Genomic DNA, 26589 nt, shown 5'->3' on the forward strand with positions numbered 1-26589 from the left:
GAAGCGCTCGTTCGACGGTCGGCGGCATCGTAGCTCTCTCGCTGCTGCCGATCGTATCGAAGCTACCGCACGGAACAAGAAAAGCAAAAGGCCCACGCATGAAAATGCGTGGGCCTTTTGTCTTTGCCGATCGAGGCACCCCGACTGTCGCGGGGCGCGCTCTCTCGGTCAAATCTCGATCTTCGTCCCCAGTTCCACGACGCGATTAGCGGGAATGCTAAAGAAATCCGTCGGCTTCGCGGCGTTCTGATGCATCCATGCGAACACGCGCTCGCGCCACACCGACATGCCCGGCAACTGCGTCGGCACCACCGTTTCGCGCGCGAGGAAGAACGACGTGTCCATCAGTTCGAACGACATGTCGTGCGTCACGCTGATCTGCTCCAGCACTGCCTTCACATCGGGCGTTTCGTTGAAGCCATACGCGGCCTTCACGAGGAACAGTCCGCCGCTCACGTCCTTGACGGTCAGCCGGTCGTTGTCGTCGACATAGGGAATATCGCGCGTGATGAACGTCAGGAAGATCGTGCGCTCGTGCAGCACCTTGTTGTGCTTGAGGTTATGCAGCAGGCTCACGGGAACGAGCGTTGCGCTGCCCGTCAGATAGATCGCCGTACCCGACACGCGATGCGGCGGATGCGCAAGCAGACCCTGCACGAACGGCATCAGCGGAATGCCGTCGGCGGCCGTGCGCTCCTTCACGATCATGCGGCCCTTGAACCACGTCATCAGCAGGAAGAACAGCAGCGCGCCGATGCAAAGCGGCAGCCAACCGCCCTCCGCGACCTTGAGCAGGTTCGCGCCGAAGAAGCCCAGATCGACGGTCATCAGCGCCGCGATGATCAGCGCCACGATGCCCTTGTTCCAGTTCCATACCTTCACCATCACGACGCTCGCGAGAACCGTCGTGATCACCATCGTCGCCGTCACGGCGATACCGTACGCGGCGGCCAGGTTATCCGAACTCTTGAACGCGATGACGATGCACAGAATGATGAAGAGCAGCATCCAGTTGACGACGGGCACATAGATCTGGCCGATCGCAAGCTCCGACGTATGCAGGATCTTCATGCGCGGCACGTAGCCGAGCTGGATCGCCTGGCTCGTCAGCGAATACGCGCCCGATATCACCGCTTGCGACGCGATCACGGTCGCGACCGTCGACAGAACGACGAGCGGCAGCAGCGCCCACTCCGGCGCGAGCAGAAAGAACGGGTTTTCGATGGCCTTCGGATCGTGCATCAGGAGCGCGCCCTGGCCGAAGTAGTTCAGCACCAGCGACGGCATCACGAGCGCGTACCACGCGCAGCGAATCGGCTTCGCGCCGAAGTGGCCCATATCGGCGTACAGCGCTTCGGCGCCCGTCAGCACCAGCACGACCGAGCCGAGCACCACGTACGCCTGCAGCACGTGCGCCGCCATGAACGAAACCGCGTAATACGGATTGAGCGCCTTGATGACCTCGGGCGACTGCACGATATGCGACAACCCGAGCACGGCCAGCGTGAGAAACCAGATCACCATGATGGGGCCGAACAGGCGGCCGACCATCGCCGTGCCATGACGCTGGATCCAGAACAGCAGCATCAGGATCACCATCGTGAGCGGCAGCACCAGGTGCGTGAGCTTGGGCGCGGCGATCTCGAGACCTTCGACGGCCGACATCACCGAAATGGCCGGCGTGATCACGGCATCGCCGTAGAACATGCACGCGCCGAAGATACCGAGCATCATCAGCAGGCCGGCCGCCTTGCTCTTCGCGTCGAACGAGCGCAGCGACAGCGCCATCAGCGCGAGCACGCCGCCCTCGCCGTTGTTGTCGGCGCGCATCACGAACATCACGTACTTGATGCTCACGACCACGACGATCGCCCAGAAGAGCAGCGAAATGACGCCGAGAATGGAACCGTCGGTAAGGGGAATGCCGTGAGAGGGGCTGAAGGCTTCTTTCAGCGAGTACAGTGGGCTAGTGCCGATGTCCCCGAAAACCACGCCGATCGCAGCGACTGCAAGCGATGGCAACGGCTGCTTCGGGGCGTGATGATTGTTTGTCATAAACGCGAAAAGAATCCGTTCCTGAGCGGCAAAAACGAACGCTATTCTAAAGAATATGGGCATTAAAGCCCACCATTCGACCCGTTGTGCAAACGCCACGTAGCAACGCTTCGTGACAGCAGTGTAGCATCGCGCACCCGCTCCGGCCGGTCATTCGCGAATGTCAATCGCGTGATTGTTAAATTCTTTCCCGCTCGCGTTCGCGAGGTTTCAGACGAAAAAAACGGAGCCCCGAAGGGCTCCGCTCGATTCGCTGCCGATCGCCGCAACGATGCGCGACGGCATTGACAAGGCCGACTAGCCTGCGTCCGCCGAACGCTCCTGGCCGCGCTTGATCCACGCGCCGAGATTGTGCGGACGCACCGTGTCCCACTCCTCGAACGGCTGATGGATCCACGGGTTGGTCGCGAGATACTGAACGTGATAGTCCGGCTTCACCTTCGAGCATGCCTTCCACCACAGCACGGCCGAACGCACCGACGTAATGGCGGGATAACGTTCCTTCAGATGCTGCTGCACGCGCGCGAGCGTCACGCCCGAGTCGACCAGATCGTCGACGAGCAGCACGTTGCCCGACAGTTCGCCGCGCGTCATCGTGATGTATTGCGCGATATCGAGCTCGCCCTGCTCCGTGCCCGCCGCTTCGCGATACGAACTGGTCGCGAGAATGGCCAGCGGCAGATCGTAGATGCGCGACAGCTGGTCGCCGACACGCAGGCCGCCGCGCGCGAGGCACAGGATCTTGTCGAACTTCCAGCCTGATTCGTGCACGTTCAGCGCGAGCATTTCGATCAGCCGGTGGTATTCGTCCCAGCCGACCCACAGATTGCGGTCATCGTTGCGTGGGTCTTTCATCGCAATCATCGGTACACCCTGCGTCATGTATCAAGCCTTGAACGGGTGACGGAGAAGAATGGTTTCGTCGCGGTCCGGGCCCGTCGACACCATGTCGATCGGCACGCCCGCCACTTCCTGCACGCGCGCCAGATAAGCCTGGGCATTTGCGGGCAGCTTGTCCCATTCCTTGATACCGACGGTGCTTTCCTTCCAGCCGCCGAACGTCTCGTAGACGGGCTCGCAGCGCGACACTTCGTACGCGCCGCGCGGCAGGATGTCGGCATTCTTTCCGTCGACCGTGTAGCCGACGCACAGCTTCACTTCATCGAGGCCATCGAGCACGTCCAGCTTCGTGATGCACAAGCCCGACACGCCGTTGATCTGGATCGAGCGGCGCAGCGCGGCGGCGTCGAGCCAGCCCGTGCGGCGCGGACGGCCCGTGACCGAGCCGAATTCCTTGCCGACCTTCGCGAGCGTCAGGCCGACTTCTTCCTGACGGCTTGCGTTGTCCGCGTCGTACAGCTCGCTCGGGAACGGGCCCGAACCGACGCGCGTGCAGTACGCCTTCGTGATGCCGAGGATGTAGTTCAGCTTCTGCGGACCGATGCCCGCGCCCGACGTGGCCGCGCCCGCGACGCAGTTGCTCGACGTGACGAACGGATACGTGCCGTGGTCGATATCGAGCAGCGTGCCTTGCGCGCCTTCGAACAGCAGGTTGTGGCCGGTGTGGTTCTCGTCGTACAGACGGCGGGAGACGTCCGTGACCATCGGCCTCAGACGGTCGGCGTAGCCGAGCATCATGTCGAGCGTCTGCTGATAATCGACAGCAGGCGCGCCGAGGTATTGCGTGAGCACGAAATTGTGGAAGTCGAGATTCGCGCGCAGACGTTCCGCAAATGCCTTCGGCTCGAACAGGTCCTGCACGCGCAGACCGCGGCGCGCGACCTTGTCCTCATACGCCGGGCCGATGCCGCGACCCGTCGTGCCGATCTTGCCGGCGCCGCTGCGTGCTTCGCGGGCCTGATCGATGGCGACGTGATACGGGAGGATCAGCGTGGTGGCTTCGGAAATGAAGAGACGCTTCTGGACGTCGATGCCGGCGGATTCCAGCTCTTCGATTTCCTTGAAGAGCGCCTCCGGCGACAACACGACGCCATTGCCGATGTAGCAGGCGACGCCCGGGCGCATGATGCCCGACGGAATCAGACGCAAGATGGTTTTCTTGCCGCCGATGATGAGCGTATGTCCGGCGTTGTGACCGCCCTGGAAACGAACGACGCCTTGCGCGTGGTCCGTCAGCCAGTCAACGATCTTGCCCTTGCCCTCATCACCCCACTGGGTACCCACGACGACGACATTGCGCCCAGGGTTCACATTCACTGCGCTGGCAGACATGTTGATTCTTAAGCTGGTTAAAAACGTATTTTACCTATGTTCGACGACGGTTCCCGATTTTTTCACCGACTGATCGCGGGATTTTTCCGTTTCGGCTCAAAGGCATGGGATGCGGCGACGCGCTTTGGCACTCTCACGCGTGGCTCGCGGCGGCACGCATCCCGATGGTTGCGGCGTCACGTTTCATATGACGCAGTACGTAATCACGACACTGAGCACGACACTGCGCACCATACTGGACACGACACTGAGGACAGCACTCGATCACCACGCTCAAGGCTTCGCTTCGACGACCCACTGGCCGTCGCGCTCGACCAGCACGCGATCGCACGCGAATTCGTCGAGCGCATGATCGTGGCCCGGAAGCGCCTGGATCACGACCTCGCCCGCATCGCGCAGCGCGGCGACGCTCGTGCGCAACGTGTCGTCGTGCTGCCACGGCGCGAGAATCGCGCTGCTGCGCGCCTCGATCGGCGAAATGCGCGCGACTTCGCGCAGGTCCAGCGAAAAGCCCGTTGCCGCGCGGGCGCGGCCATATGCCTGACCGACCTTGTCGTAACGGCCGCCGCGCGCGACGGCGTTCGGCACGCCGTCGACATACGCCGAGAACATCACGCCACTGTGATACGCATAGCCACGGAGATCGGCGAGATCGATCATCACTTCCGCGCCGCCGACCTGCTGCGCGAGGAACGCGAGATCGTCGAGCGCGCGCGAGATTTCCGGCGCGTTCGGCAGTCGCGCGCGTGCCTCCTCGAGCACCGATGCGTCGCCGTAGAGCGTGGGCAGCGCGCGCAGCGCGTCGCGCGTGACGGACGTGAGATGCGCCGTCAATTCGTTCAGCAGCGGCACGTCCTTGCCCGCGAGCGCTTCGAACAGCGCTTCGCCGAGCGACGCGGCAGCCGGCTCGTTGTCGATCAGCGCAGCGAGCACGGCCGCGTGGCACAAATCGAGACGCACCCTGCCGAGGCCCGCCAGATGCAGCGCATCGAGCATCAGTTGCTGGATTTCCAGATCAGCTTCGAGGCCCGCATGGCCGTAAATTTCAGCGCCGATCTGGATCTGCTCGCGCGTCGCGTGCAGTCCGCGCGGACGCGTGTGCAGCACGTTGCCCGCATAGCACAGCCGCGTCACGCCCTGACGGTTCAGCAGGTGCGCATCGATGCGCGCGACCTGCGGCGTGATGTCGGCGCGCAAGCCCAACGTGCGGCCGGACAGTTGATCGACGAGCTTGAAGGTGCGCAGGTTCAGATCGCTGCCGCCGCCCGTCAGCAGCGACTCCAGGTATTCGAGCAGCGGCGGCATGACCATCTCGTAGCCGTATGCGCGAAAACGGTCGAGCAGCCGGCGGCGCAGTTCTTCGATCTTGCGTGCCTCCGACGGCAGCACGTCGGCAATGTTCTCGGGAAGTAACCAGGTCGACATCGATACAGTCCTACGACGGTGAATCCGGCGTCATGGCAAACGCCGTTGGAAAAATGAATGACGCGCGGTGCAGGTGGACACGATGCATTCGTGCCGGCGTTGCGTGTTGCGTTCGGCCAGCGGCGGCGAACTACTGGCCGATCGATGCTGCCCGGAGGCGCCGCAGCGTTCGGCTCGCGATCGAAACCTGCACCGGCGCGTGATGCCGCAAACTCAATGCATGAAGCCCGTGTACGAAGCGCGCCTCATGAGCGCCGCTCGAAGCCGCATGGGCCCTTCGTCAGGTCGCGACCATCAGCAGCAACAGCCCGAGCACCATGACGATCAGTCCGCCGATCCGGATATGGTGCGGCGGGCGCTCCGCTATTTTACGAAACGTGTCGCGCCAGGCGCTCGGAAATACGAACGGGAACATCCCCTCGATGATCAGCATCAGTGCGATCGCGAGCAAAAACGAGCCGGCTATGTCCATGCGATGCGGCCGCCGCGATGCGTTTGCCGCGGCGCTCCCGTAATCAGTGTTTGTTGTGCGCGCCCGTCGACGCGCCGGAAGTCGGTTGAGCAGCCGCTGCTGCGCCGTCCGGGCTGCGCATGAAGCGGTAGAACTCGCTGCTCGAGTCGACGACCATCACGTCACCCGGCTTGAAGCTGTTCTTGTAGGCCTGCATGCTTTGGTAGAACTGATAGAACTGCGGGTCGCGGCCAAACGCGTCGGCGGCGATCGATGCGGCCTTGCCGTCGCCGTCGCCCTTGATCGACTGCGCCTGCTTATACGCATCGGCGAGGATCGCCTGCTGCTGATGGCCCGCATCCGCCTTGATCTGATCCGCTTCCGCCGCGCCTTGCGCGCGCTCCTGGCTGGCCACCTCTTCCCGCGCGGCGATCATGCGCTTGTAGACCGTGTCGGCCATCGCTGCGGGGAAATCGATGCGCGTGAGCTGCACGTCGACGACATCGACGCCCAGCGACGCCGCGCCCTTCTGCATGCCGTCGCGCGCCTCGGTTGCGATCGCATCCTGCTTCGCGAGCGCGTCGGGCAGCGAGTACTTCGCGAACGCGTCGCCGAGCGCGCCGCGCGTGAGCAGCGCGAGACGATCGGGCAGGCTCTGCACATCGCCCTTCGTTTCCGCGATCAGCTTCACGGGATCGGACACACGGAACTTCACGATGGGATTCACGAGCACTTCCGTCTTGTCGGACGTCGCGTAGTGGTCCTCGTCGGGTGAATCGAGCGACTGGATGCGCGTATCCACCGACGTCACCGTCTGCAACGGCGGCGGCAGCTTCACGTGCAAGCCGGGACCGGCAAGCGTCGGCGCGGCATCGCCGTGCGCGGAGACGACGGCCATATGCCGCTGATCGACGACGAACACCATCGACGATGCCGCGAACAGCACGATCACAATGGCTACGACGAGCGCAACGATCTTGTTCATGTTCGCGCTCCTTATTGCAGATCGTCTTCGCGTCCGCGGCTGCGGAGCGAATCGCGCGAACGGAATGCGTCGCTCGCGGCGGCGGCCTGGCTTGCGCTGCTCACGGGCGCGGCGGGCGGAGCGACGATGGTCGGCGGGTTGCCACCCTGGGTGGCCGGCTGCGTGTTGGACAGGTTCGGCGCGCTCTGTGCATTGGGCGTGGACGGCGCGGCCTGGGCGCCCGGTGCCGAGCCAGCCGCAGCCGCTTCGGCCGAGCGCTGACGCGTCTGTTCGACCAGCTTGTCGAGCGGCAGATAGAGCACGTTGCTGCCCGACTTGCTGTCGACGAACACCTTCGTCGTATTCGAATAGATCTGCTGCATGGTTTCGAGGTACATGCGCTCGCGGATCACGGCGGGCGCCTTCGAGTATTGTGCGTACACTTCCTTGAAGCGCTCGGCGTCGCCTTCCGCCTGCGCGACCACGCGGTCGCTGTAGGTCTTTGCGTCGTCGATCATGCGCGCGGCTTCCGCCTGCGCACGCGGCAGCAGATCGCTCGCGTAGGCCTGCGCGTCGCGTTTCGCCCGCGCGCGGTCTTGACGCGCCTTCGTGGCGTCGTCGAATGCAGGCTGGACCTGGTCGGGTGCCTGCACGCTCTGGATCGTCACGCCCGTGACGGCGAGACCCGTGTGATATTCATCCAGGGAATGCTGGATCGCTTCCGTCAGTTGAGCGCGGATGGCTTCGCGGTCCTGATAGAGGATGTCGTTTGTGCTGCGCGAACCGACGATCCGGCGCACGGCCGCCTGCGCCGCCTGCATCACGCTGAGGTCGGGGTCGGCGCTGCGGAACAGATAGTCGGTCGGCTTGCGGATCTGGTACTGAACGGCAAAGCGCACGTCGACGATATCGGTGTCGTGCGTGAGCATCGACGCGTCCTTCACGTTCGCGAGACGCACGACGTTGTTGCGGCCGATTTCGACGGAACGCACCTGGCCGACGTTGACGACTTCATGTGATTCGAACGGATACGGCAGGCGCCAATGAACGCCCTGCGCAGCCGTGCCGCGCAACTGGCCGAAGCGCAGCACCACGGCCTCCTGGCCGTCTTGCACGACGAATACGCCGCTGCCGAGGTAGATCGCGATCAACACGCCGATGATGATGCCGACGCCGATGCGCGCGCCGCGCCCGTTGTCGGGACGACGGTCGCCGCCTCCGCCCTTGCGGCCGAACATGCGTGACAGGCGCCGGTTGAAGTCGCGCCACATTTCGTCGAGATCGGGCGGGCCTTCGTTTTCCTTGCCGTTGGGCGGACGCTTCGAATCGTTCAGACGCTGGCGGTCGCCATTGCTATCGCCCCGGCCCCACCGCGGGTCGTTCAGCGACATGATGGCGCGCAGACGCAGCCAGATACTCCGCTCGTTGTAATCGTTCACCTGTGTTCGTTCACCAGAGTAGACAGCGGGTCAATGCAATTGGAACGGGTCGATGCCCGTGTCTGGGATCTTGCGGTCTTCGCGGTGGTCTTCGCCCGCATCATCGCGCTGATCTTGTTGAAATGCCGCGGCTCTCGGGTCTCCCTCCGACAGTAGACCGTCAGATTCCGAAAGATGTTCGGCTGTTGCGATTTCGGCGATGGCAGCGCGCAGTGTGTCCAGCCCTTGCCCCGTGCGCGCGCTCAAAAAGACGCGCGAAATATTACCATACTCGTCCCGCTCGACCGCGTCGCCTCGGGCCGCCAGTTCTGGCACCGCGTCGATTTTGTTGAACACGAGCACCTGCCGGATCGTGTCCGCGCCGATCTCCCGCAAGACGTCATTGACCTGATCGATCTGGTCGAGCCGTACCGCACTCGATGCATCCACAACGTGCAGCAGCAGATCGGCGTGAATGGTTTCTTCGAGCGTTGCACGAAATGCGGCCACCAGTTGGTGAGGCAGCTCGCGGATAAATCCTACGGTGTCCGATACGACGATCTGCCCCACTTCTTCGCCGAGATAGACGCGACGCGAGGTCGTATCGAGCGTCGCGAACAGCTGGTCGGCGGCATACGCCTGCGCTTTCGTCAGCGCATTGAACAGCGTGGACTTGCCCGCGTTCGTATAGCCGACGAGCGACACCGACATCGTCTGGTTGCGGGCGCGCGCGCGGCGCTGCGTGCCGTGCTGGCGGCGCAGCTTTTCGAGCCGCCCCTTGAGCATCTTGATGCGCTCGCCGATCAGCCGGCGGTCGGTTTCAAGCTGCGTTTCACCGGGGCCGCGCAGGCCGATACCGCCCTTTTGCCGTTCCAGGTGAGTCCACGCGCGGATCAGCCGCGTCGCGAGATATTGCAGCTGCGCGAGCTCGACCTGCAGCTTGCCTTCGTGGCTGCGTGCGCGCTGCGCGAAGATGTCGAGAATGAGGCTCGTGCGGTCGACGACACGTCTGTTAAGCGCGCGCTCCAGATTACGTTGCTGCGCCGGCGCGAGCGCGTGATTGAAGATGACGATGTCGATGTCGTTCGCCTCGCACGCGATGCGCAATTCCTCAGCCTTGCCGCTGCCGACGAACATGGCGGCATCGGGGCTCGAACGGCGTCCGGTGAGGGTGACGGCAGGATGGGCGCCCGCACTTTGCGCGAGCAGGCTGAGTTCTTCGAGACTGGCTTCGAAATCGATTTTGCCGAAGTCGATGCCGACAAGCGCTGCGTTGATCAAATTGGTGGATGTCAAAATGAAGCGGCCGGTCAGTGTCGCCAGCCGACGACGCTCGACCGGCCGCGACGAGAGGTTAGGACGATTCGGAATCAGGGTGGAAATTTACCGGACGGGCAGGCACGACGGTCGAGATCGCGTGCTTGTACACCATCTGGGTCACCGTATTCCGGAGCAACACGACGTACTGGTCGAACGATTCAATGTTCCCTTGAAGCTTGATGCCGTTGACGAGATAGATCGAGACCGGCACGTGCTCTTTACGCAGTGCGTTCAAAAACGGGTCTTGTAACAATTGCCCTTTGTTGCTCATAGCAAACTCCGTATTTTTTTGCAGGTTGACTTAATTGCCGGCGAAGAAAAAGAAATCCGCCGTCAATCGCTACACTATAGCCGATTTTTATTGACCAGCGCTTCGCCTGGCCATTCGGCCAGGAGCCAGTCTACATGCGGGTTTCGGGCCCGCTCGCCAGCGCGTTCAGCCCTTGTCCGCGTAGGGGTTCGTCGACGACCGGAACTCTATCCGCAATGGAGTGCCCGTCAGCGCAAAAGTTTCCCGGAAGCGGTTTTCGAGGTAGCGCTTATACGTGTCGGTGACGGCATCGAGCGCGTTGCCGTGAATCACGATGATCGGCGGATTCTGTCCCCCCTGGTGCGCGTAGCGCAGTTTCGGACGCACGGGACCACGGCGGCGCGGCTGCTGGAACTCGACGGCTTCGATCAGCGCACGTGTGAGCTTCGGCGTCGGCAGCTTGGACATCGCGGCCTTGTACGCATCGTCGACGGAGCGCATCAGCGGGCCGATTCCCGTCTTTTCGGCGGCGGAAATGAAATGGAACTTCGCGAACTCGAGGAATTTTAGCTTGCGCTGAAGATCGTTTTTCGTGCGCTCGCGCACATGCGGATCGAGCCCGTCCCACTTGTTCACGCCGACCACGAGCGCCCGCCCCTGCTCGACGACGAAGCCCGCGATATGCGCGTCCTGTTCCGAAATGTCCTGGCGCGCGTCGAGCAGCAGGATCACCACGTTGGCGTCGGAGATCGATTGCAGCGTCTTCACGACCGAGAACTTTTCGATCGCCTCGAACACCTTGCCGCGCTTGCGCAGGCCGGCCGTGTCGATCAGCGTGTATTTTTTGCCTTGCCGCTCGAAGTCGACGTAGATCGAATCGCGCGTCGTGCCGGGCATGTCGAACGCGATCACGCGGTCTTCGCCGATCAGCGTGTTCACGAGCGTCGATTTGCCGACGTTCGGCCGCCCGACGATCGCGATCTTGATGCCGTGCGCCTGCTTCTCTTCGTCGCTCTCTTCCGGCTGGCCGGCGTACGCAGCGTCGAGCGCCTCGTTGATCATCTCCGCGACGCCGTCGCCGTGCGCAGCGGAAATCGCGCGCGGATCGCCGAGGCCGAGCTCGTAGAAGTCAGCGGCCACGGCCGAATAGCGCATCCCCTCGGCCTTGTTGACGACGAGGAAAATCGGCCGGCCCGTCTTGCGCAGATAGTCGGCGATCGACTTGTCCTGCGGAGCGAGACCGTTGCGGCCGTCGACGATGAAGACGACGATGTCCGACTCTTCGACAGCCTGGCGCGTCTGGCGCGCCATTTCGTGCAGGATGCCGTCCTTCGCGACGGGCTCGAAGCCGCCCGTATCGACGACGAGATACGGCCGGTCGCCGAGGCGCCCTTCGCCATAGTGACGATCGCGCGTGAGGCCCGGCAAATCGGCGACGAGCGCATCGCGCGAACGCGTGAGCCGGTTGAACAGCGTGGATTTCCCCACATTGGGGCGCCCGACGAGGGCAATAACGGGTTTCATCAGATGTTGTTCACAGTGAAGCGCGGCGTCGAAAACCCGACCTTCCGCACTGGCAACGCCATGCGGCCGTTGCACGGCTGCGTTTGACGAAAATTATCACGAATTTGACCCGTTTCGGACACGCGGAGCCTGCGCATACGAACGGATTTCAGGTTGGCTGCCTGGGTGGCTGCGTCGAGCGTTGAGCACAAGGCTCGGAACGCATTGCATCGAATGCACAACGCAGCGATTGCGCTGCCGCCTCGTCGCAATCGTTCACCAACGACAGCAGCACACCGCGCATTGAACGATCGCCCGCGCAGCCCGACTGACGATCTCGAATTTTTGACGGCTTTGCAGACGGTCCGCCTGGTCCCGTCCGACAGGGCTCAGGCAGCAACCACGCGCCGAATCATCGGGTGCCATCGACGACCCATCGGCGCCAACAAAATGCATGCGGCCGGCAAAGCCGGCCCGCATGTCACCGCACGGCGCGCGGGAAATCAGACGCGCCGCACAGCCCAACAGCCTTTAACGCGGACGGAAACCGTACAGGTCGCCGTCATGCGTCTGCACGACCAGCGTATCGCCGGCCAGAACGGGCGCGGCCGTGATCGCGCTGCCATCCGTCTTCGCGCGGGCGACGAACGTGCCGTCGTCACGCGACAGGAAGTGCACGAAACCCTTGTAATCGCCCACCACGGCGGCATGACCGAGCAGCAGCGGCACGCTGACGTCGCGGCTCTTCAACTGGTCGTTGCGCCACAACTGCTGGCCCGTCGTGGCGTCGAACGCCGAGACGATCGCCCAGTCATCGCCCGCCACCACGACGCGGTCATCCTGTGCGAGGCCGCTCGTGCTCGAGAACGCCTTTTCCCACAGCGCGCGGCCCGAGTTCGCGTCGAAGCAGCCGAGTTGCCCCTGGAACGTCACCGCGCAGGTTTCGGCGCCGACCAGCGTCGGCGGGCCCGTTACGTCGTTGATGCGCTCGACTTCCGTCACGCCCTTCGGATACGACACGGGCGTCGTCCAGTAAGCATCGCCCGTCTGCAGGTTGATCGCCGCGAACTGGCCGCCCGGGAAACCGGCCAGCACGGCCGCGTCGCCCGCGAACGTCATGCCCGACGACACGCGCAGATTGAGCGGCACCGCGCGATTGCGATAGTTCCACTTCTGCTCGCCCGTTTGCGCATTGAACGCGGTGATCTGGCCGTCGACGGTGCGCACGACCACGAGGCCGTTGCCGACGAGCGGCGGCGACAGGATTTCGCCCGGCGCGGTGCCCTTCCACGACAGCTTGCCGTTCTGGTCGAGCACGAACACTTCGCCCTTCAGGCCGCCGACAGCCGTGAGCGTACCGTCCGTGCCGACACCCGCCGACAGGTCGCCGTCGAGCTTCGTGCGCCAGACGTCCTTGCCCGTCTTCGCGTCGATCTTCGCGACGGAGCCGTTCGCGCCAGCCGCATACACGGCATCGCCGACGGCAACGGGCGAGAACATATAGCGCCCGGCCTTGCCGACGCTAGCCGTCCACGTCTGCTGGACATCGAGCACGGGCTTGAACTCGGTGAGCGGCGTGGGCACGCGGCGCTCGTCTTTCGACGATGAGCAGGCCGTCAGAGCGAGCACGGTCATCGCACAGGCAACGGGCACGGCGTAACGTTTCAGCAGATTCATCGGTGAGCGAAGCATGTAGGTTCTATTGATCAAAAGGAAACGGCAAGCGCTGCAACAGCCTGCAACGCTCAGCCGCCCAGCGCGTCGAGCTTGAACTGGATCAGCTGACGGGCGGACGCATCATTCTTCGACAGCGAGTCGAGCGCGAGCTTGTACGCGGCGCGCGCGTCGTCGCGTTTGCCTTCGGCGGCGAGCAAGTCGCCGCGGCGGTCGGCGACCACGCCCTTGAATGCAGCCGATTGCGGCTCGTTGAGCAACGCAAGACCGGCGTCATAAGCCTTCTCGTCGAGCAGCAGCGACGCAAGACGCAGCTTCGCGATCTGCTTGAATTCGTCGTCCTTCGCGTGGTCGACGGCCCATTGGAGTTGCGCCTTCGCGCCCGGCTCGTCGCCCGCTGCGTAGAGCGCCTTCGCGGCCGTGAGCGCCGTCATCTGCGCATACGCGGTGCCGCCGAACTTGTCTTCCATGTCAGTGGCGACGCGCGTAATGATCGCCTTGTCGGTGCCCGCTGCCGCTTGCTGGACCTGGTCGTACAGCACGGCCGCTTCCGCTGCCTGATGACGCTGCCAGTAGTTCCAGCCGTTCCAGCCCGCTGCGGCCACGAGCGCCACCAGCACGATCCACGTGGTCGCGTTACCCCACTGCGCCCACCATGCCTTCAGGCTCTCAATTGATTCTTGTTCGTCGTGGTAACTCATCGCGACGCGATTTCCTCTTTCCTGGTGCCTTGTCTGAATAGGGCCGCAGCGTGTGCGGCCCGTTTAACGACGATGCGCGACGCCGCGATCAGTCGTCGCCGTCTTCGGTGGACGCAACCATCGCATTGATTAGATGTTCGGTCAAGTTTTCTAGCGGCACCGTTTGCTGCTCGCTCTTCGCGCCGCTTTGCGCCGTGTCGCGCAGCGCCTTGACGCCTGCCGTGCCGTTCGCGATCTCGTCTTCGCCGAGGATCACCGCGAACGCGGCGCCGCTCGCGTCGGCACGCTTCATCTGCGACTTGAAGCTCGCTGCCTGACCGTCAGGACTGCAATGCAGAATCACGTCGAGCCCCGTGTCGCGCAAACGCTCGGCGACGATGAACGCCTGCTCGCGAGCCGCCTCGCCCTGGTGTGCGACGTACACGTCGCAGCCTTCCGCTTCCGGCACCAGGTCTTCTTCCTTCAGCAGCTCGAGAATGCGCTCGATCCCCATCGCCCAGCCGCACGCGGCCGTCGGCTTGCCGCCCAGCTGTTCGATCAGTGGATCGTAACGGCCGCCCGCCGCGACCGTGCCCTGCGCGCCGAGCTTGTCCGTGACCCATTCGAACACGGTCAGATTGTAGTAATCGAGACCGCGCACCAGACGCGGGTTGATCGTGAACGGAATGTTGTTCGCCTTGAGAAGGCGCTGCAGTCCTTCGAAGTGCGCGCGCGATTCGTCACCGAGAAAATCGATCAGCTTCGGCGCGTTTTGCACGACTTCCTGCATGGCCGGATTCTTCGTGTCCAGCACGCGCAGCGGGTTCGTGTACAGACGGCGCTGTGCGTCGTCGTCGAGCACATCGACGTGCTTCTCGAGATACGCGATCAGCTCCACGCGATGCTTCGCGCGCTCTTCGGCGAGACCCAGCGAGTTGATTTCGAGCTTGATGCCCGTCAGGCCGAGGTCGTCCCACAGACGCTGGCACATCAGGATGATTTCCGCGTCCGCATCGGGACCGGCGAAGCCGAGCGCCTCGACGCCCACCTGATGGAACTGGCGATAACGGCCGCGCTGCGGACGCTCGTGGCGGAACATCGGCCCGATGTACCACAGGCGCTTCGGGCCGTCGTACAGCATGTTGTGCTCGATCGACGCGCGCACGACGGCGGCCGTGTTCTCCGGACGCATCGTCAGGTTCTCGCCGTTCAGCGCATCAGTGAAGCTGTACATCTCCTTCTCGACGATGTCGGTCACTTCGCCGATGCCGCGCGTGAAGAGCTGCGTATGCTCGACGATCGGCGTGCGGATATTCTGGTATCCGTACGAACGCAGCATCGACTTGACGGTCGTTTCGAAAAATTCCCACAAGCCGGCGTCCTGCGGAAGGATGTCGTTCATGCCCTTCACGCCGGACAACTTTTCAAGCCGTTTCTTCTGTTCAGTCATCTGTCTTCGGTTGACGAATTGGGTGGAGCGAATCAGTTCGCCGCTTCGGCGCGGACCGCATTGGGACCATAACTGCGCTCGACGTAATCGCTCACGATCTGCTGGAATTCTTGCGCGATGTTTTCGCCGCGCAGCGTCTTGACCTTCACGCCGTCGATAAAGACAGGCGCGGCCGGATTCTCACCCGAGCCCGGCAGGCTGATGCCGATGTTTGCGTGCTTCGATTCGCCCGGACCGTTGACGATGCAACCCATCACGGCGACGTGCATCTTCTCGACACCCGGATATGTGCCGCGCCACACGGGCATCTGCGTGCGCAGATACGTCTGGATCTGTGACGCCAGCTCCTGGAACAGCGTGCTCGTCGTGCGGCCGCAGCCCGGGCACGCGATGACCATCGGCGTGAACGAGCGCAGGCCCATCGTCTGCAGGATTTCCTGGCCGACGATCACTTCGCCCGTACGCGACGCGCCCGGCTCCGGCGTCAGCGAAATGCGGATCGTGTCGCCGATGCCCTGTTGCAGCAGCACCGACAGCGCCGCCGTCGACGCGACGATGCCCTTCGAGCCCATGCCTGCTTCCGTCAGGCCCAGGTGCAGCGCGAAATCGCAACGGCGCGCGAGTTCCTGGTACACGGCGATCAGGTCCTGCACGCCGCTCACCTTGCACGACAGGATGATGTTGTCGCGGCCGAGGCCGAGTTCGACGGCACGTTCCGCCGAGCCGATCGCCGACTGGATCAGCGCTTCGTACATCACGCTTTGCGCTTCCCAGGGCTCGGCGCGCGTGGCGTTCTCGTCCATCATCTTCGCGAGCAGGTCCTGATCCAGGCTGCCCCAGTTCACGCCGATGCGCACCGGCTTGTCGTACTTCGCGGCCGCTTCGATCATCTGCGCGAACTGCGTGTCGCGCTTCGCGCCCTGGCCGACGTTGCCCGGATTGATCCGGTACTTCGACAGCGATTCCGCGCAGCCCGGATAGTCGCGCAGCAGCAGATGGCCGTTGTAGTGAAAATCGCCGACGAGCGGCACCGTCACGCCCATGCGGTCGAGCTGCTCGCGAATCGCAGGCACGGCCGCCGCCGCTTCCGGCGTGTTCACGGTGATACGCACGAGCTCCGAACCCGCCTGCGCCAGCTCCTTCACCTGAATCGCGGTGCCGATCGCGTCAGCCGTATCCGTATTCGTCATCGACTGCACGCGCACGGGCGCGTCGCCGCCGATCGTCACGAGCTGGCCGCCCCAACGGACGTCGACGGCATGCGAGCGGCGACGCGGTGCGTGACCGCCCGACACCGGCACATTCGAAACAATCTGGCTGCTGGATTTCACTTGATCGGAGTGCATCGATAAACCCGCTTACGCCGCCCGCTCGTGGCCCGGAAAGCGTCCCGGCCGGTCGCTGAATACGACGCGTGAATTGACAAAGCGTCGCAGCCTCAAAAGCCGCGACGCACACGATTGAACTGCGTCAGGGCAACGCGAAGCGTGCCACATTGCCCTTCGCCGACGCATATTTGGCCGGGTCGACCGGCTGGCCGTCCAGCGTGATCGACTCCAGACCCGCCTTGTTGCCGACCGTCACCTTGAGCGGCGGCAACCCGCTTACCTCTTTCGTCTCGCCCGCATGCACGAGGCCCGAGAACATTTCCTTGCCGTCCTTCTGACGCACGCTAAACCAGCTGTCCTGCTTGACATTCAGCGCGATCGTCGACGAACCCGCCGGCGCGGCGGACGGCTCGCTCGCAGCCGAACCCGACGTGGCAACTGCGACTGCCGGCGCGGCGCTCGCCGCTTTCGGCACGGCAGCGGCGGCCGGCGTGGATGCCGACCCGGCCGATGCGACCGAGGCCGATGCAGCCGTCGAAGCCGGTGCGGCGCCTGCCATCGGCAGCGGTGCGGGCATCGGCGTGGCCGAAGCGCCGTCGGCTGCGGCCGCCTGCGTATCTGTCTGCGCCTGCGATGCCGCCATCTCGCCCGTCGCGGCTGCGCCGCTGGAGGACTCGCCCACGACCGCCGACGCCTTGTCAGTCGTCGCAGCAGGGACGCCCGCGATTCCTTTCAGCCGCGCGAGCCACGCCGTCGAATCGCCATTGTTCGTATGCCACATGGCAAGCGCGATCAGCACGACGATGGCGAGCGCCACGCCCCAGATCCACGAACGGCGGCGCGGCGCGCTACCGCCCAGCGACAGCGATACCTTCCCGCGCGGCAAATCCGTGCCAGCGGAAGCCGGCATCGTCAGCGCAGGCTCCGGCACGCCTTTTTCGCGGCGCAGCGCCTGGGTCATCGGGGCCGGATCGGCGCCGACGATCTTCGCGTAGCTCCGCACGACGCCGAGCGCGAACGTGGTATCCGGAAACTGGCTGAGATCGCCGGCTTCGAGTCCCCGCAGTTTGCCCGGCGCAACCTTCAGACGCGCCGACACGTCCTCCACCGACATGCCCTTCGATTCGCGCAACTGCGCAAGCCGAGCCCCGACGGCAGCCAGCGAATCAAACCCGCCCGGCACGGCCGGCTGCGCTGCTGCCGGTGCGGCCGCCGACAGCGGGCGACCCGAATGCGTATCCTCGTCGTGCGGTTGCGGGTGCTGCGGCTCACTCATCCCAAATCCTTTCGCGTCGATTCTTTTTTCACTCGTGCGAACCGGCGGCACATGGCTTCGTCCGGTTTCGCAGACCGTTTATAACAAAATGCGCGGCTGTGCGTGCCGCTTCCGATCGCTTTTGCAAACTTTCTTTTCACTTCGCGCGACGAGGCCGATCCCGATATGCGGACTGGCTGACATCCCGGCTCATTTTCCTGTCACGAGCCTTACACCGCGCGGACTTCGATGACTTTCGCCTTCCCCGTGCGCTCTGCAAGGCGCGTGCGGTCCTTGACCGCGCCGGCCAGCTGACCGCAGGCGGCGTCGATGTCATCGCCGCGAGTCTTGCGCACCGTCGTGACGACCCCTGCGTCGATCAACACCTGCGCGAACCGTTTGATCTGCTCGTTCTTCGAGCGCAACAGACCCGATTCCGGGAACGGATTGAACGGAATCAGGTTGAACTTGCACGGCACGTCACGCGTGACGGCCAGCAACTCGCGTGCGTGCGCCTCGCTGTCGTTCACCCCGTCGAGCATGCAGTACTCGAATGTGATGAAGTCGCGCGGCGCGACTTTCAGATACCGCTGGCACGCGGCCATCAGTTCGCGCAGCGGATGTTTCTTGTTGAGCGGCACGAGCATGTCGCGCAACGGGTCATTCGGCGCGTGCAGCGAGACGGCGAGCGCCACGGGCAGATCGGCGCCGAGCCGGTCCATCATCGGCACCACGCCCGACGTGGACAACGTGACGCGCCGGCGCGACAGGCCGTACGCGTTGTCGTCGAGCATCAGGCGCATCGCCGGCACGACGGCGTCGTAATTGAGCAGCGGCTCGCCCATGCCCATCATCACGACATTCGTGACGACGCGCTCGCCCTTGCCCTCACCGCCCGTCGCGCGGCCGCCGGCCTCGCCGAGCGACGCACGCAGCGCAAATTCGGCCATCCGAAGCTGGCCGATGATTTCGCCCGTGGTGAGATTGCGTGAGAACCCTTGCTTGCCGGTCGAACAGAACCGGCAGTTGACCGCGCATCCCGCCTGCGACGACACGCACAGCGTGCCCCGCGTTTCTTCCGGGATGAAGACGGTTTCGACAGCATTGCCGTTGCCGACGTCGACGAGCCACTTGCGTGTGCCGTCGGCGGAAATATGGTCGCTGACGATGCCGGGCATCGTGATCGATGCACGGCCCTTCAGCTTTTCGCGCAGCGACTTCGCGAGATCGGTCATCCCGTCGAAGTCGGCAGCGTTGTACTGGTGAATCCAGCGCTGCAATTGCTTGGCGCGAAACGGCTTCTCGCCGAGGCTGTCGCAATACGCGACAAGGCCCGCGGCGTCCAGATCGAGAAGGTTGACGGTTGGACTGCTCGTCATATCGAATCCTGCCATTCAGTGCGAGACTGCGTTCATGCAACAAGCTGCATGAACGCGGATACCGTTCGCGCCCGCTCCTGCTGCTGTTACTGCTGTCCTACTGGAGACTATCTGCTTAGCGCGAGTAGACGTTGACTTCCGGGAAGAAGAACGCGATTTCGACGCGAGCCGTTTCTGCTGCGTCCGAACCGTGGACTGCGTTCGCGTCGATGCTGTCGGCGAAGTCAGCACGGATCGTGCCCTTGTCGGCTTTCTTCGGATCCGTCGCACCCATCAGATCACGGTTCTTCAGGATAGCGTTTTCGCCTTCCAGAACCTGAACCTGCACCGGGCCGGAGATCATGAATTCGACCAGATCCTTGAAGAACGGACGCTCTGCGTGCACAGCGTAGAACTTCTCGGCGTCGGCGCGCGACAGCGCAACCATGCGCGATGCCACGACCTTCAGGCCAGCGTTTTCGAAACGGCTGTAGATCTGGCCGATCACGTTCTTGGCCACTGCGTCCGGCTTGATAATCGACAGGGTGCGTTCGATCGCCATAAAAACTCCAGAAAATTAAGAGGTTACAGATTTAAATGAATCCGCTATTGTAGCATGTTCCCGTGTATGATTGCGATTGAACCCTTACGCCTCTGTAAGGCTCGAAGTTTCAGCACCGAAGATGCGGGCCGACGGGTAACAAAACGTAATAGCGGGTGAATTCCCCAGCGTTGAAACTCCTCGTGCTGGCGTTAATCTTAGGGGTGTGGATTCGCGTGCCGGCGGCAACCCGCCTGCCGGCAGCGTACGAAAACCGTTGCAAGCCACCAGGCAACACTGCGTCCGACGCAAGGAGAGACCATGAACGAATATCCCTATAACTTCGGCCGGGGCGGTTCCGTCACCACGGCCGAAACCCGCAACCGCGTACTGCGCAACACCTATTGGCTGCTCGCGCTGTCGATGGTGCCGACGGTAATCGGCGCGTGGGTGGGCGTCGCGACCGGCTTCTCGCTGTTCGCCGCGACCAGCCCGGCCATGAGCATGCTTGCGTTCTTCGCGATCGCCTTCGGCTTCATGTTCGCGATCCAGAAGACGAAAGACAGCGCCGCCGGCGTATTCGTGCTGCTCGGCTTCACGTTCTTCATGGGCCTGATGCTGTCGCGGCTGCTCAGCTTCATTCTCGGCTTTTCGAACGGGCCGTCGCTGATCATGCTCGCGTTCGGTGGCACTGGTGTGATCTTCGCCGCAATGGCGACGGTCGCCACGGTCAGCAAGCGCGACTTCTCGGGCCTCGGCAAGTGGCTGTTCGTCGGCGTGATCGTGCTGCTGCTGGCGATGGTCGCGAACCTGTTTCTGCAACTGCCCGCGTTGATGCTGACGGTATCGGTGCTCGCGATCGTGATCTTCTCGGCGTACATGCTGTTCGACGTGCAGCGTGTCGTGAACGGCGGCGAGACGAACTACATCACGGCCACGCTGGCGATCTACCTCGACCTGTACAACGTGTTCGTGAACCTGCTGTCGATCCTCGGCATCTTCGGCGGCAACCGTAACTGATCGCCTCCACGCTTGAGCCAAAACGAAACGCCCGTGACGAGCAGTCGTCACGGGCGTTTTGCTGTTTGCACTTCCGATTTCCACTTACAAGACTGCGCGCGCTATAGCAGCGACCAGGACTTTCAGAGACTCAGCCAGCCGAACCCTTCGCTTTGCGTGGCGACCACCACTTCCGTCGCGGCCGCGCCGAGCACGGCCGCCATCGCCGCTTGTGCCAGTTCCGGCAGATTGTTCTGCTGACTCAGGTGCGCGGCGACCAGATGCCGCAGCTTCGAGCGATCCAGCGACGCCAGTATTTCCGCCGCCGCGTCATTGTTCAGATGCCCATGATTGCCGCCGATCCGCGCCTTCAGCGACGGCGGGTAACGCGAAGCCGCCAGCATCTGCACATCGTGATTGCATTCGAGCACGAGCGCGTCGCAGCCGCTCAGCACGGCGCTGATATGCGGCGTCGACGTACCGACGTCCGTCAGCACGCCCAGGCGCGACGCCCCATCCGAAAACACGTATTGCAACGGCTCGCGCGCATCGTGCGGAACGGTGTACGGCAACACACTCAGATCGCCGATCGCGACGCCTTCGTCGCTCCACATCACGTGCAGATCGACATCGGCGTCGTCCGCGCCGACGGCGCGCGCGGTGCCCCAACTCATGTAGAGCGGAATCGACAGCTTGCGGGCGAGCGTCAGTGCGCCGCCGATGTGGTCGCTGTGTTCGTGGGTGATGAGAATGGCGTCGAGTTGATCGACGCCCGCGCCCAGCCGCTCCAGCCGCCGGGCTATTTCCTTCGCCGAGAAGCCGCAGTCCAGCAGAACCCGCGTGGTGGTCGCTCCGTTTTGGGCCTCGACCAGCAATGCATTGCCTTCACTGCCGCTTCCCAGACTGGCGAATCGCACGACCCGCCTTAGTTCAGTTGCGCGTGCAGCAGCGACACGATGCGCTGCGCGTCGGACGAGGTATCCACCTGGCCGTTTGCATCGACGACGGCAACCTGCGTCAACGTGTCGCTCTTCGAGCGCACGTTCACGAGAAACTCGTGGGCATCTTTCTTCGTGCTCTTGTCGCTGTAGAACAGCTTGCCGAAAATGCCGTCGCGCTTGAGTTCCTGCATCGAATCCGCGTAACGCACGTAGTAGATGCCTTTTTCGCGATCGCGGTTGTCGACGGTGAAGTTCGTGCGATCCAGCGCGAGGCCGACGCGCAGCCATGCGCGGTCGAACGATTCCGGCAGATCCAGCGTCGCGCCGCCCGCACTGCTGTCGAGCTGCGCCCGCGCCGTCGACGGACGCGCGTCGGTCAGCAGTTGCTTCGATTGCGCGTCGCTGAGGCCGAACTTTTGCATCAGCTTGGCGAGGAACTCGGCTTCCAGCGCGGGATCGCGCGGACGCTCGACCCAACGCGACGACGTCTTGTCCTGCCCCGTCAGCACCTCTTCCATCGCGGCGTGCGTGATCGAAATGTCGGTTGCGCCCGTCGCATCGCGCGAGACGAGCGTGCGGAAGCTGTCGCGCGTACCCGACGAGTACGCGAAATCGATCACCTTGCCGACCGTGCGGCGGAACCAGTCGTCAGGAATGTTCGCGCGGTTCTCGGCCCAGTCGGTGGCCATGATGCCCGTCGTCGGCGCGTCGGTCTTCAGCGAGAAGCCGTTCTCCGCCCAGAATTCCTTCAGTTGCGGCCACAGCTGTTCCGGCGACCGGCCGTCGACGACCAGCCAGCGGCGGTCGCCGTCACGCTCGACGTGCATCCCGAGCGGGTCCTGCGCGCTCGGCACGCCTTCCGTCAGGTTGCCCGCCTGCGTCTTCGCCCGCTGCGGCGCGCCGCCGAGCGCCGTGCCCACGGGCGGCGCCACGTAGCGCTGGTCGATCTGCGCAGCCGTCAGATCGCTCGGCACGGCGAGCGGCGGCGCGCTTGCCGTGTCCTTGTAGTTCACGCGGTCCGACGCGAGCACGTCGTTCAGCGACTCGCAGCCAGAAAGCGACACAATCGTGCCAGCCGCAAGCGTCAACGCCGCCAGGCGCGTTGCGTGGAGGGAAAGTGCGGAACGTTTCATGGGGTCCTTCGTGAAGCTAAACGCGCTGCCTGGTTCGGTGCGGGACCGGGGGCGATATCGACGTCAGTTGAAAAAATGCCGGGAGGCGCCTGAACCTCAGGCGCTCAGCCGAGCAGCCCCGCCTCGCGCAGCGCGGCGCGGACTACGTCGTGGTAGCGCGCGTCGAGCGGCGTGAGGGGCAGACGAATGCCGCCCTTGACGCGGCCCAGTTGCTGCAAGGCCCACTTCGCCGGAATCGGGTTCGATTCGATGAAGAGGTTCTTGTGCAGCGAGAGAAGTTTCAGATGGATCTCACGCGCCGTCTTCGCATCGGCCGCGATCGCGGCCTTGCACAGCTCGCTCATCAGACGCGGCGCGACGTTCGCCGTCACCGAGATGTTGCCGTGGCCGCCCAGCAGCATCAGCGCGATCGCCGTCGGATCGTCGCCGCTGTAGATGCCGAAGTGCGCCGGCGCCGACTTGATCAGGTGCGCGGCGCGGTCGATGTTGCCCGTCGCTTCCTTCACGCCGACGATGCCCGGCACATTCGCGAGGCGCAGGATCGTTTCGTTCGACATGTCCGCGACCGTGCGGCCCGGCACGTTGTACAGAATCACGGGCAGGTCGACGGTTTCGGCGATCTTCGCGAAATGGCGGTAGATGCCTTCCTGCGTCGGCTTGTTGTAGTACGGCACGACCTGCAGCGTCGCATCGGCACCCACTTTCTTCGACTGCTCGGTCAGCTCGATCGCTTCCGTCGTCGAATTGGCGCCCGCGCCCGCGATCACGGGAATGCGGCCCGCTGCCTGTTCGACGGCCGTCTTGACCATCAGCACGTGCTCTTCGACCGACAGCGTCGCCGATTCGCCGCTCGTGCCGACCACGACGAGCCCGTTCGTGCCCTCTTCGATATGCCAGTCGATCAGTTTGCGGAAGGCCGGCAGATCGAGACTGCCGTCTTCGAGCATCGGGGTGATGATGGCGGGAATGCTGCCGCGAATCGCGACGCCGTCTTGCTGAGTGCCGTTAGCCATGAAACGCCATGAATTTGTTCAATAAACTGCGATTGTAGCGGATTAACCGGCCAAATCGTAACGCGGGGGAAGACCCGTATTATCCGTTTTGACCGATCCGTCCGGCTCGCGAATCGCGCAGATCCGCTGGATGTAGGCGGGGCGCGGTTCCGCGAGGAAACCGTCCTGAAATGCAACGACACGTAACTTTCCGCGCACCGTGTCGAGCAGCTCGCCTGGCGCAAGCAGAAACGCAGGGTTCGACGGCTTGCCGACGGTTTCGTTGCCCCGCGCGAAGGTTTCGTAGATCAGCACGCCGGAGGGCGCCAGCGCGTCCAGCAATTGGGGAAAGAGCGGACGATGCAGATAGTTGGTCACGACGACAGCCGCGAAGCGCACGTCGGCGGCAAGCGGCCATGTGTCGCTTTCGATGTCGGCTGCGAGCGTCGTCATGCCGCAAACGCCGTCCATCGACGCCAGCGTGGCCGCATCGCGGTCGATGGCCGTCACGGGATGGCCGCGCGACGCGAAAAACCGCGCGTGGCGCCCCGCGCCCGACGCAACGTCGAGCACCGCGCCGCCACGCTCCACCAGATGCGCCCAGCGCTTCACCCAGCGCGACGGCTCCCCGATGGCCCCATGGCTCGCGCAATCCACGCCGGGAAGCTCGCCGCTCATCGTACGCCCGCGCCTGACATCAGGTGTACGCGAGGCCCATTGCCTCGCGCACGTCGCGCATCGTCTCCGATGCGAAGCGGCGCGCCTTGTCGCAACCGTCGGCGACGATCGCGCGCAGCAGGGACGGATCGTCCATGTACTTCTGCGCGCGTTCGAGCATCGGCTGCTGCTCGCGCAGGATGCCCTCGATCACCGGCTGCTTGCATTCCAGGCAGCCGATGCCCGCCGAGCGGCAGCCCTTCTGCACCCAGTCGTGCGTGTCCTTGTCGGTGTAGACCTGATGCAGCTGCCACACCGGGCACTTGTCGGGATCGCCCGGATCGGTGCGGCGCACACGCGCCGGGTCGGTCGGCATCGTGCGGACTTTCTTCGTGATCGTCTCCGCGTCCTCGCGCAAACCGATCGTGTTGCCATACGACTTCGACATCTTCTGACCGTCGAGGCCGGGCATCCGCGACGCTTCCGTCAGCAGCACCTGCGGCTCGACGAGGATGATCTTGCGCGAGCCTTCGAGATAGCCGAACAGACGCTCCCGATCGCTCATCGACAGGCTCTGCGACTCCTGCAACATCGCGCGCGCCTGTTCGAGCGCTTCGTCGTCACCTTCCTGCTGATACGCGTTGCGCAGCTCGTGATACAGCTTCGAGCGCTTGCCGCCGAGCTTCTTCGCCGCTTCCATCGCCTTCTCTTCGAAGCCCGGCTCACGGCCGTACAGATGGTTGAAGCGGCGCGCCAGTTCGCGCGTCATTTCGACGTGCGGCACCTGGTCTTCGCCGACGGGCACGAGCGATGCGCGGTACAGCAGAATGTCGGCCGCCATCAGCACGGGGTAGCCGAGGAAGCCATAGGTCGACAGATCCTTGTCCTTCAGCTTCTCGATCTGCTCCTTGTAAGTCGGCACGCGTTCGAGCCAGCCGAGCGGCGCGCTCATGCCGAGCAGCAGCGACAGCTCCGCATGCTCGGGCACGCGGCTCTGGATGAACAGCGTTGCCTGCGCCGGGTCGATGCCCGACGCGAGCCAGTCGATCAGCACTTCCCACACGTTCTTTTCGATCACGTCGGGCGTTTCGTAGTGGGTCGTCAGCGCATGCCAGTCGACCACGCAGAAAAAGCACGGATACTCGGACTGCAGACGCACCCAGTTTTTCAGCACGCCGTGATAGTGGCCGAGGTGCAGCGAGCCGGTGGGCCGCATGCCGGAGAAGATACGGTCGGGGTACATGGTTTTGGATTAGAAAAGCGAAACGAGAGGAGTCAGGATAGCCGTGACGGCTTCGTAGCCAATATTCACGAGCGGACGCAGCCAGAAGCGCGTCAACGTGCCCGTCATCACGAGCGCCATCACGATGAAAAAGCCATACGGCTCGAGGCGCGCCAGCATCATTGCCGGACGCACGGGCAGCAGCGCCGTCAGCACGCGTCCGCCGTCGAGCGGCGGCAGCGGAAAGAGATTGAGCACGCCGAGCACGAGATTCACGCCGACGCCCGCGGCCGCCATGCGCGTGAAGAACGGCTCGTCGACGTGCATGAGGGCAAGCGACACGCCGAACACGCCCCACACGAGCGCCTGAATGAAGTTGCACATTGGGCCCGCGAGCGCGACCCACAGCGAGCCCCAGCGCGGATTGCGCAGATTGCCGAACGCGACGGGCACGGGCTTCGCGTAGCCGAACATGAACGCGCCGCTCGTGGCGAAATAAAGCAGCAGCGGAATGAAGATCGTGCCGAGCGGGTCGATGTGCCGCATCGGGTTGAACGACACGCGTCCGAGCACGTAAGCGGTGTTGTCGCCGAGCATGCGCGCGACGTAGCCGTGAGCGGCCTCATGCAGCGTGATCGCGAAGATCACCGGCAGCGCGTAGACGACGATGGTCTGTATCAGGGAGGAATCCATATTGCTCTATTGTAACAACGCCGCCTTGCGGCCCTGTCGGCTTTCGCT

The 26589-nt window shown here is 63.8% G+C and carries 24 protein-coding genes; 1 reads left to right on the top strand and 23 read right to left on the bottom strand.

Annotated elements, in window-relative coordinates:
* Positions 1–168 precede the first annotated feature (168 nt).
* The 17 genes from VSR68_RS17300 to ndk all read right to left on the bottom strand — a co-directional run bounded on the left by VSR68_RS17300 (position 169) and on the right by ndk (position 19925).
* A complete protein-coding gene (locus tag VSR68_RS17300; protein WP_342941005.1) occupies positions 169–2055 on the bottom strand; it encodes a potassium transporter Kup in 1887 nt (628 codons plus the stop codon).
* Positions 2056–2352: 297 nt separating this feature from the next.
* Complete coding sequence (locus tag VSR68_RS17305) at positions 2353–2937, bottom strand: phosphoribosyltransferase (protein WP_342941006.1); 585 nt, start codon at positions 2935–2937, stop codon at positions 2353–2355.
* A gap of 3 nt (positions 2938–2940) precedes the next feature.
* On the bottom strand, positions 2941–4287 hold the full coding sequence (locus VSR68_RS17310) for an adenylosuccinate synthase (protein WP_342941007.1): 1347 nt from the start codon (positions 4285–4287) through the stop codon (positions 2941–2943).
* 273 nt (positions 4288–4560) lie between these two features.
* On the bottom strand, positions 4561–5712 hold the full coding sequence (locus tag VSR68_RS17315; RefSeq protein ID WP_342941008.1) for an ATP phosphoribosyltransferase regulatory subunit: 1152 nt from the start codon (positions 5710–5712) through the stop codon (positions 4561–4563).
* A gap of 280 nt (positions 5713–5992) precedes the next feature.
* Positions 5993–6184, bottom strand: a complete 192-nt coding sequence (locus tag VSR68_RS17320; protein WP_087735440.1) for a DUF2065 domain-containing protein — start codon at positions 6182–6184, stop codon at positions 5993–5995.
* Positions 6185–6227: 43 nt separating this feature from the next.
* Positions 6228–7148: a protease modulator HflC gene (locus VSR68_RS17325; protein WP_342941009.1), complete on the bottom strand. Its 921-nt coding sequence runs from the start codon at positions 7146–7148 to the stop codon at positions 6228–6230.
* A gap of 11 nt (positions 7149–7159) precedes the next feature.
* A complete protein-coding gene (gene hflK / locus VSR68_RS17330) occupies positions 7160–8566 on the bottom strand; it encodes an FtsH protease activity modulator HflK (RefSeq protein ID WP_342941010.1) in 1407 nt (468 codons plus the stop codon).
* Positions 8567–8596: 30 nt separating this feature from the next.
* Positions 8597–9826 carry a GTPase HflX gene (gene hflX / locus VSR68_RS17335; RefSeq protein WP_428983528.1) on the bottom strand — a complete coding sequence of 410 codons (1230 nt, stop codon included), beginning with the start codon at positions 9824–9826 and terminating at the stop codon, positions 8597–8599.
* 73 nt (positions 9827–9899) lie between these two features.
* Positions 9900–10136, bottom strand: a complete 237-nt coding sequence (gene hfq, locus VSR68_RS17340) for an RNA chaperone Hfq (protein ID WP_007580427.1) — start codon at positions 10134–10136, stop codon at positions 9900–9902.
* Between the two features lie 165 nt (positions 10137–10301).
* Positions 10302–11639, bottom strand: coding sequence for a ribosome biogenesis GTPase Der (der, locus tag VSR68_RS17345; protein ID WP_342941011.1), 1338 nt, complete (start codon positions 11637–11639; stop codon positions 10302–10304).
* Positions 11640–12149: 510 nt separating this feature from the next.
* Entirely contained in the window at positions 12150–13295 is a 1146-nt protein-coding gene (gene bamB, locus VSR68_RS17350; protein WP_152757563.1) for an outer membrane protein assembly factor BamB, read from the bottom strand.
* 68 nt (positions 13296–13363) lie between these two features.
* On the bottom strand, positions 13364–13993 hold the full coding sequence (locus VSR68_RS17355) for a tetratricopeptide repeat protein (RefSeq protein WP_342941012.1): 630 nt from the start codon (positions 13991–13993) through the stop codon (positions 13364–13366).
* Positions 13994–14081: 88 nt separating this feature from the next.
* A complete protein-coding gene (hisS, locus tag VSR68_RS17360; RefSeq protein WP_342941013.1) occupies positions 14082–15422 on the bottom strand; it encodes a histidine--tRNA ligase in 1341 nt (446 codons plus the stop codon).
* Between the two features lie 32 nt (positions 15423–15454).
* The gene (ispG, locus tag VSR68_RS17365) at positions 15455–16768 is read right to left on the bottom strand and encodes a flavodoxin-dependent (E)-4-hydroxy-3-methylbut-2-enyl-diphosphate synthase (RefSeq protein WP_342941014.1); all 1314 of its coding nucleotides are present in this window, start codon (positions 16766–16768) and stop codon (positions 15455–15457) included.
* 124 nt (positions 16769–16892) lie between these two features.
* Positions 16893–18026 carry a helix-turn-helix domain-containing protein gene (locus VSR68_RS17370; protein ID WP_342941015.1) on the bottom strand — a complete coding sequence of 378 codons (1134 nt, stop codon included), beginning with the start codon at positions 18024–18026 and terminating at the stop codon, positions 16893–16895.
* A gap of 209 nt (positions 18027–18235) precedes the next feature.
* Positions 18236–19384 (bottom strand): 23S rRNA (adenine(2503)-C(2))-methyltransferase RlmN, encoded by a 1149-nt coding sequence (rlmN, locus tag VSR68_RS17375; RefSeq protein WP_342941016.1) that lies wholly within the window; start codon positions 19382–19384, stop codon positions 18236–18238.
* Positions 19385–19499: 115 nt separating this feature from the next.
* Positions 19500–19925 carry a nucleoside-diphosphate kinase gene (ndk, locus tag VSR68_RS17380; RefSeq protein ID WP_342941017.1) on the bottom strand — a complete coding sequence of 142 codons (426 nt, stop codon included), beginning with the start codon at positions 19923–19925 and terminating at the stop codon, positions 19500–19502.
* Positions 19926–20225: 300 nt separating this feature from the next.
* Between ndk and VSR68_RS17385 the strand changes: the two genes are divergently transcribed.
* Positions 20226–20924, top strand: coding sequence for a Bax inhibitor-1/YccA family protein (locus VSR68_RS17385; RefSeq protein ID WP_090864886.1), 699 nt, complete (start codon positions 20226–20228; stop codon positions 20922–20924).
* Positions 20925–21046: 122 nt separating this feature from the next.
* Here the strand turns inward: VSR68_RS17385 and VSR68_RS17390 are convergent, their stop codons facing one another.
* The 6 genes from VSR68_RS17390 to VSR68_RS17415 all read right to left on the bottom strand — a co-directional run bounded on the left by VSR68_RS17390 (position 21047) and on the right by VSR68_RS17415 (position 26541).
* Positions 21047–21820 (bottom strand): MBL fold metallo-hydrolase, encoded by a 774-nt coding sequence (locus tag VSR68_RS17390; RefSeq protein ID WP_342941018.1) that lies wholly within the window; start codon positions 21818–21820, stop codon positions 21047–21049.
* Positions 21821–21828: 8 nt separating this feature from the next.
* Complete coding sequence (gene bamC / locus VSR68_RS17395; RefSeq protein WP_342941019.1) at positions 21829–22977, bottom strand: outer membrane protein assembly factor BamC; 1149 nt, start codon at positions 22975–22977, stop codon at positions 21829–21831.
* Positions 22978–23081: 104 nt separating this feature from the next.
* Positions 23082–23990 carry a 4-hydroxy-tetrahydrodipicolinate synthase gene (gene dapA, locus VSR68_RS17400; RefSeq protein WP_342941020.1) on the bottom strand — a complete coding sequence of 303 codons (909 nt, stop codon included), beginning with the start codon at positions 23988–23990 and terminating at the stop codon, positions 23082–23084.
* Positions 23991–24032: 42 nt separating this feature from the next.
* A complete protein-coding gene (locus tag VSR68_RS17405) occupies positions 24033–24647 on the bottom strand; it encodes a class I SAM-dependent methyltransferase (RefSeq protein WP_342941021.1) in 615 nt (204 codons plus the stop codon).
* 19 nt (positions 24648–24666) lie between these two features.
* Positions 24667–25869, bottom strand: coding sequence for a tryptophan--tRNA ligase (locus VSR68_RS17410; RefSeq protein ID WP_342936587.1), 1203 nt, complete (start codon positions 25867–25869; stop codon positions 24667–24669).
* A gap of 9 nt (positions 25870–25878) precedes the next feature.
* The gene (locus VSR68_RS17415; protein WP_090864892.1) at positions 25879–26541 is read right to left on the bottom strand and encodes a site-2 protease family protein; all 663 of its coding nucleotides are present in this window, start codon (positions 26539–26541) and stop codon (positions 25879–25881) included.
* Between the last annotated feature and the right edge of the window lie 48 nt (positions 26542–26589).

The organism is Paraburkholderia phymatum, from assembly GCF_038900715.1.
Classification (GTDB): Bacteria; Pseudomonadota; Gammaproteobacteria; order Burkholderiales; family Burkholderiaceae; genus Paraburkholderia; species Paraburkholderia phymatum_A.

Coding starts and splice junctions, on each gene's coding strand:
- VSR68_RS17300 (WP_342941005.1), bottom strand. CDS start 2,055: ATGACAAACAATCATCACGCCCCGAAGCAGCCGTTGCCATCGCTTGCA.
- VSR68_RS17305 (WP_342941006.1), bottom strand. CDS start 2,937: ATGACGCAGGGTGTACCGATGATTGCGATGAAAGACCCACGCAACGAT.
- VSR68_RS17310 (WP_342941007.1), bottom strand. CDS start 4,287: ATGTCTGCCAGCGCAGTGAATGTGAACCCTGGGCGCAATGTCGTCGTC.
- VSR68_RS17315 (WP_342941008.1), bottom strand. CDS start 5,712: ATGTCGACCTGGTTACTTCCCGAGAACATTGCCGACGTGCTGCCGTCG.
- VSR68_RS17320 (WP_087735440.1), bottom strand. CDS start 6,184: ATGGACATAGCCGGCTCGTTTTTGCTCGCGATCGCACTGATGCTGATC.
- VSR68_RS17325 (WP_342941009.1), bottom strand. CDS start 7,148: ATGAACAAGATCGTTGCGCTCGTCGTAGCCATTGTGATCGTGCTGTTC.
- hfq (WP_007580427.1), bottom strand. CDS start 10,136: ATGAGCAACAAAGGGCAATTGTTACAAGACCCGTTTTTGAACGCACTG.
- der (WP_342941011.1), bottom strand. CDS start 11,639: ATGAAACCCGTTATTGCCCTCGTCGGGCGCCCCAATGTGGGGAAATCC.
- bamB (WP_152757563.1), bottom strand. CDS start 13,295: ATGAATCTGCTGAAACGTTACGCCGTGCCCGTTGCCTGTGCGATGACC.
- VSR68_RS17355 (WP_342941012.1), bottom strand. CDS start 13,993: ATGAGTTACCACGACGAACAAGAATCAATTGAGAGCCTGAAGGCATGG.
- hisS (WP_342941013.1), bottom strand. CDS start 15,422: ATGACTGAACAGAAGAAACGGCTTGAAAAGTTGTCCGGCGTGAAGGGC.
- ispG (WP_342941014.1), bottom strand. CDS start 16,768: ATGCACTCCGATCAAGTGAAATCCAGCAGCCAGATTGTTTCGAATGTG.
- VSR68_RS17370 (WP_342941015.1), bottom strand. CDS start 18,026: ATGAGTGAGCCGCAGCACCCGCAACCGCACGACGAGGATACGCATTCG.
- rlmN (WP_342941016.1), bottom strand. CDS start 19,384: ATGACGAGCAGTCCAACCGTCAACCTTCTCGATCTGGACGCCGCGGGC.
- ndk (WP_342941017.1), bottom strand. CDS start 19,925: ATGGCGATCGAACGCACCCTGTCGATTATCAAGCCGGACGCAGTGGCC.
- VSR68_RS17385 (WP_090864886.1), top strand. CDS start 20,226: ATGAACGAATATCCCTATAACTTCGGCCGGGGCGGTTCCGTCACCACG.
- bamC (WP_342941019.1), bottom strand. CDS start 22,977: ATGAAACGTTCCGCACTTTCCCTCCACGCAACGCGCCTGGCGGCGTTG.
- dapA (WP_342941020.1), bottom strand. CDS start 23,990: ATGGCTAACGGCACTCAGCAAGACGGCGTCGCGATTCGCGGCAGCATT.
- VSR68_RS17405 (WP_342941021.1), bottom strand. CDS start 24,647: ATGAGCGGCGAGCTTCCCGGCGTGGATTGCGCGAGCCATGGGGCCATC.
- VSR68_RS17410 (WP_342936587.1), bottom strand. CDS start 25,869: ATGTACCCCGACCGTATCTTCTCCGGCATGCGGCCCACCGGCTCGCTG.
- VSR68_RS17415 (WP_090864892.1), bottom strand. CDS start 26,541: ATGGATTCCTCCCTGATACAGACCATCGTCGTCTACGCGCTGCCGGTG.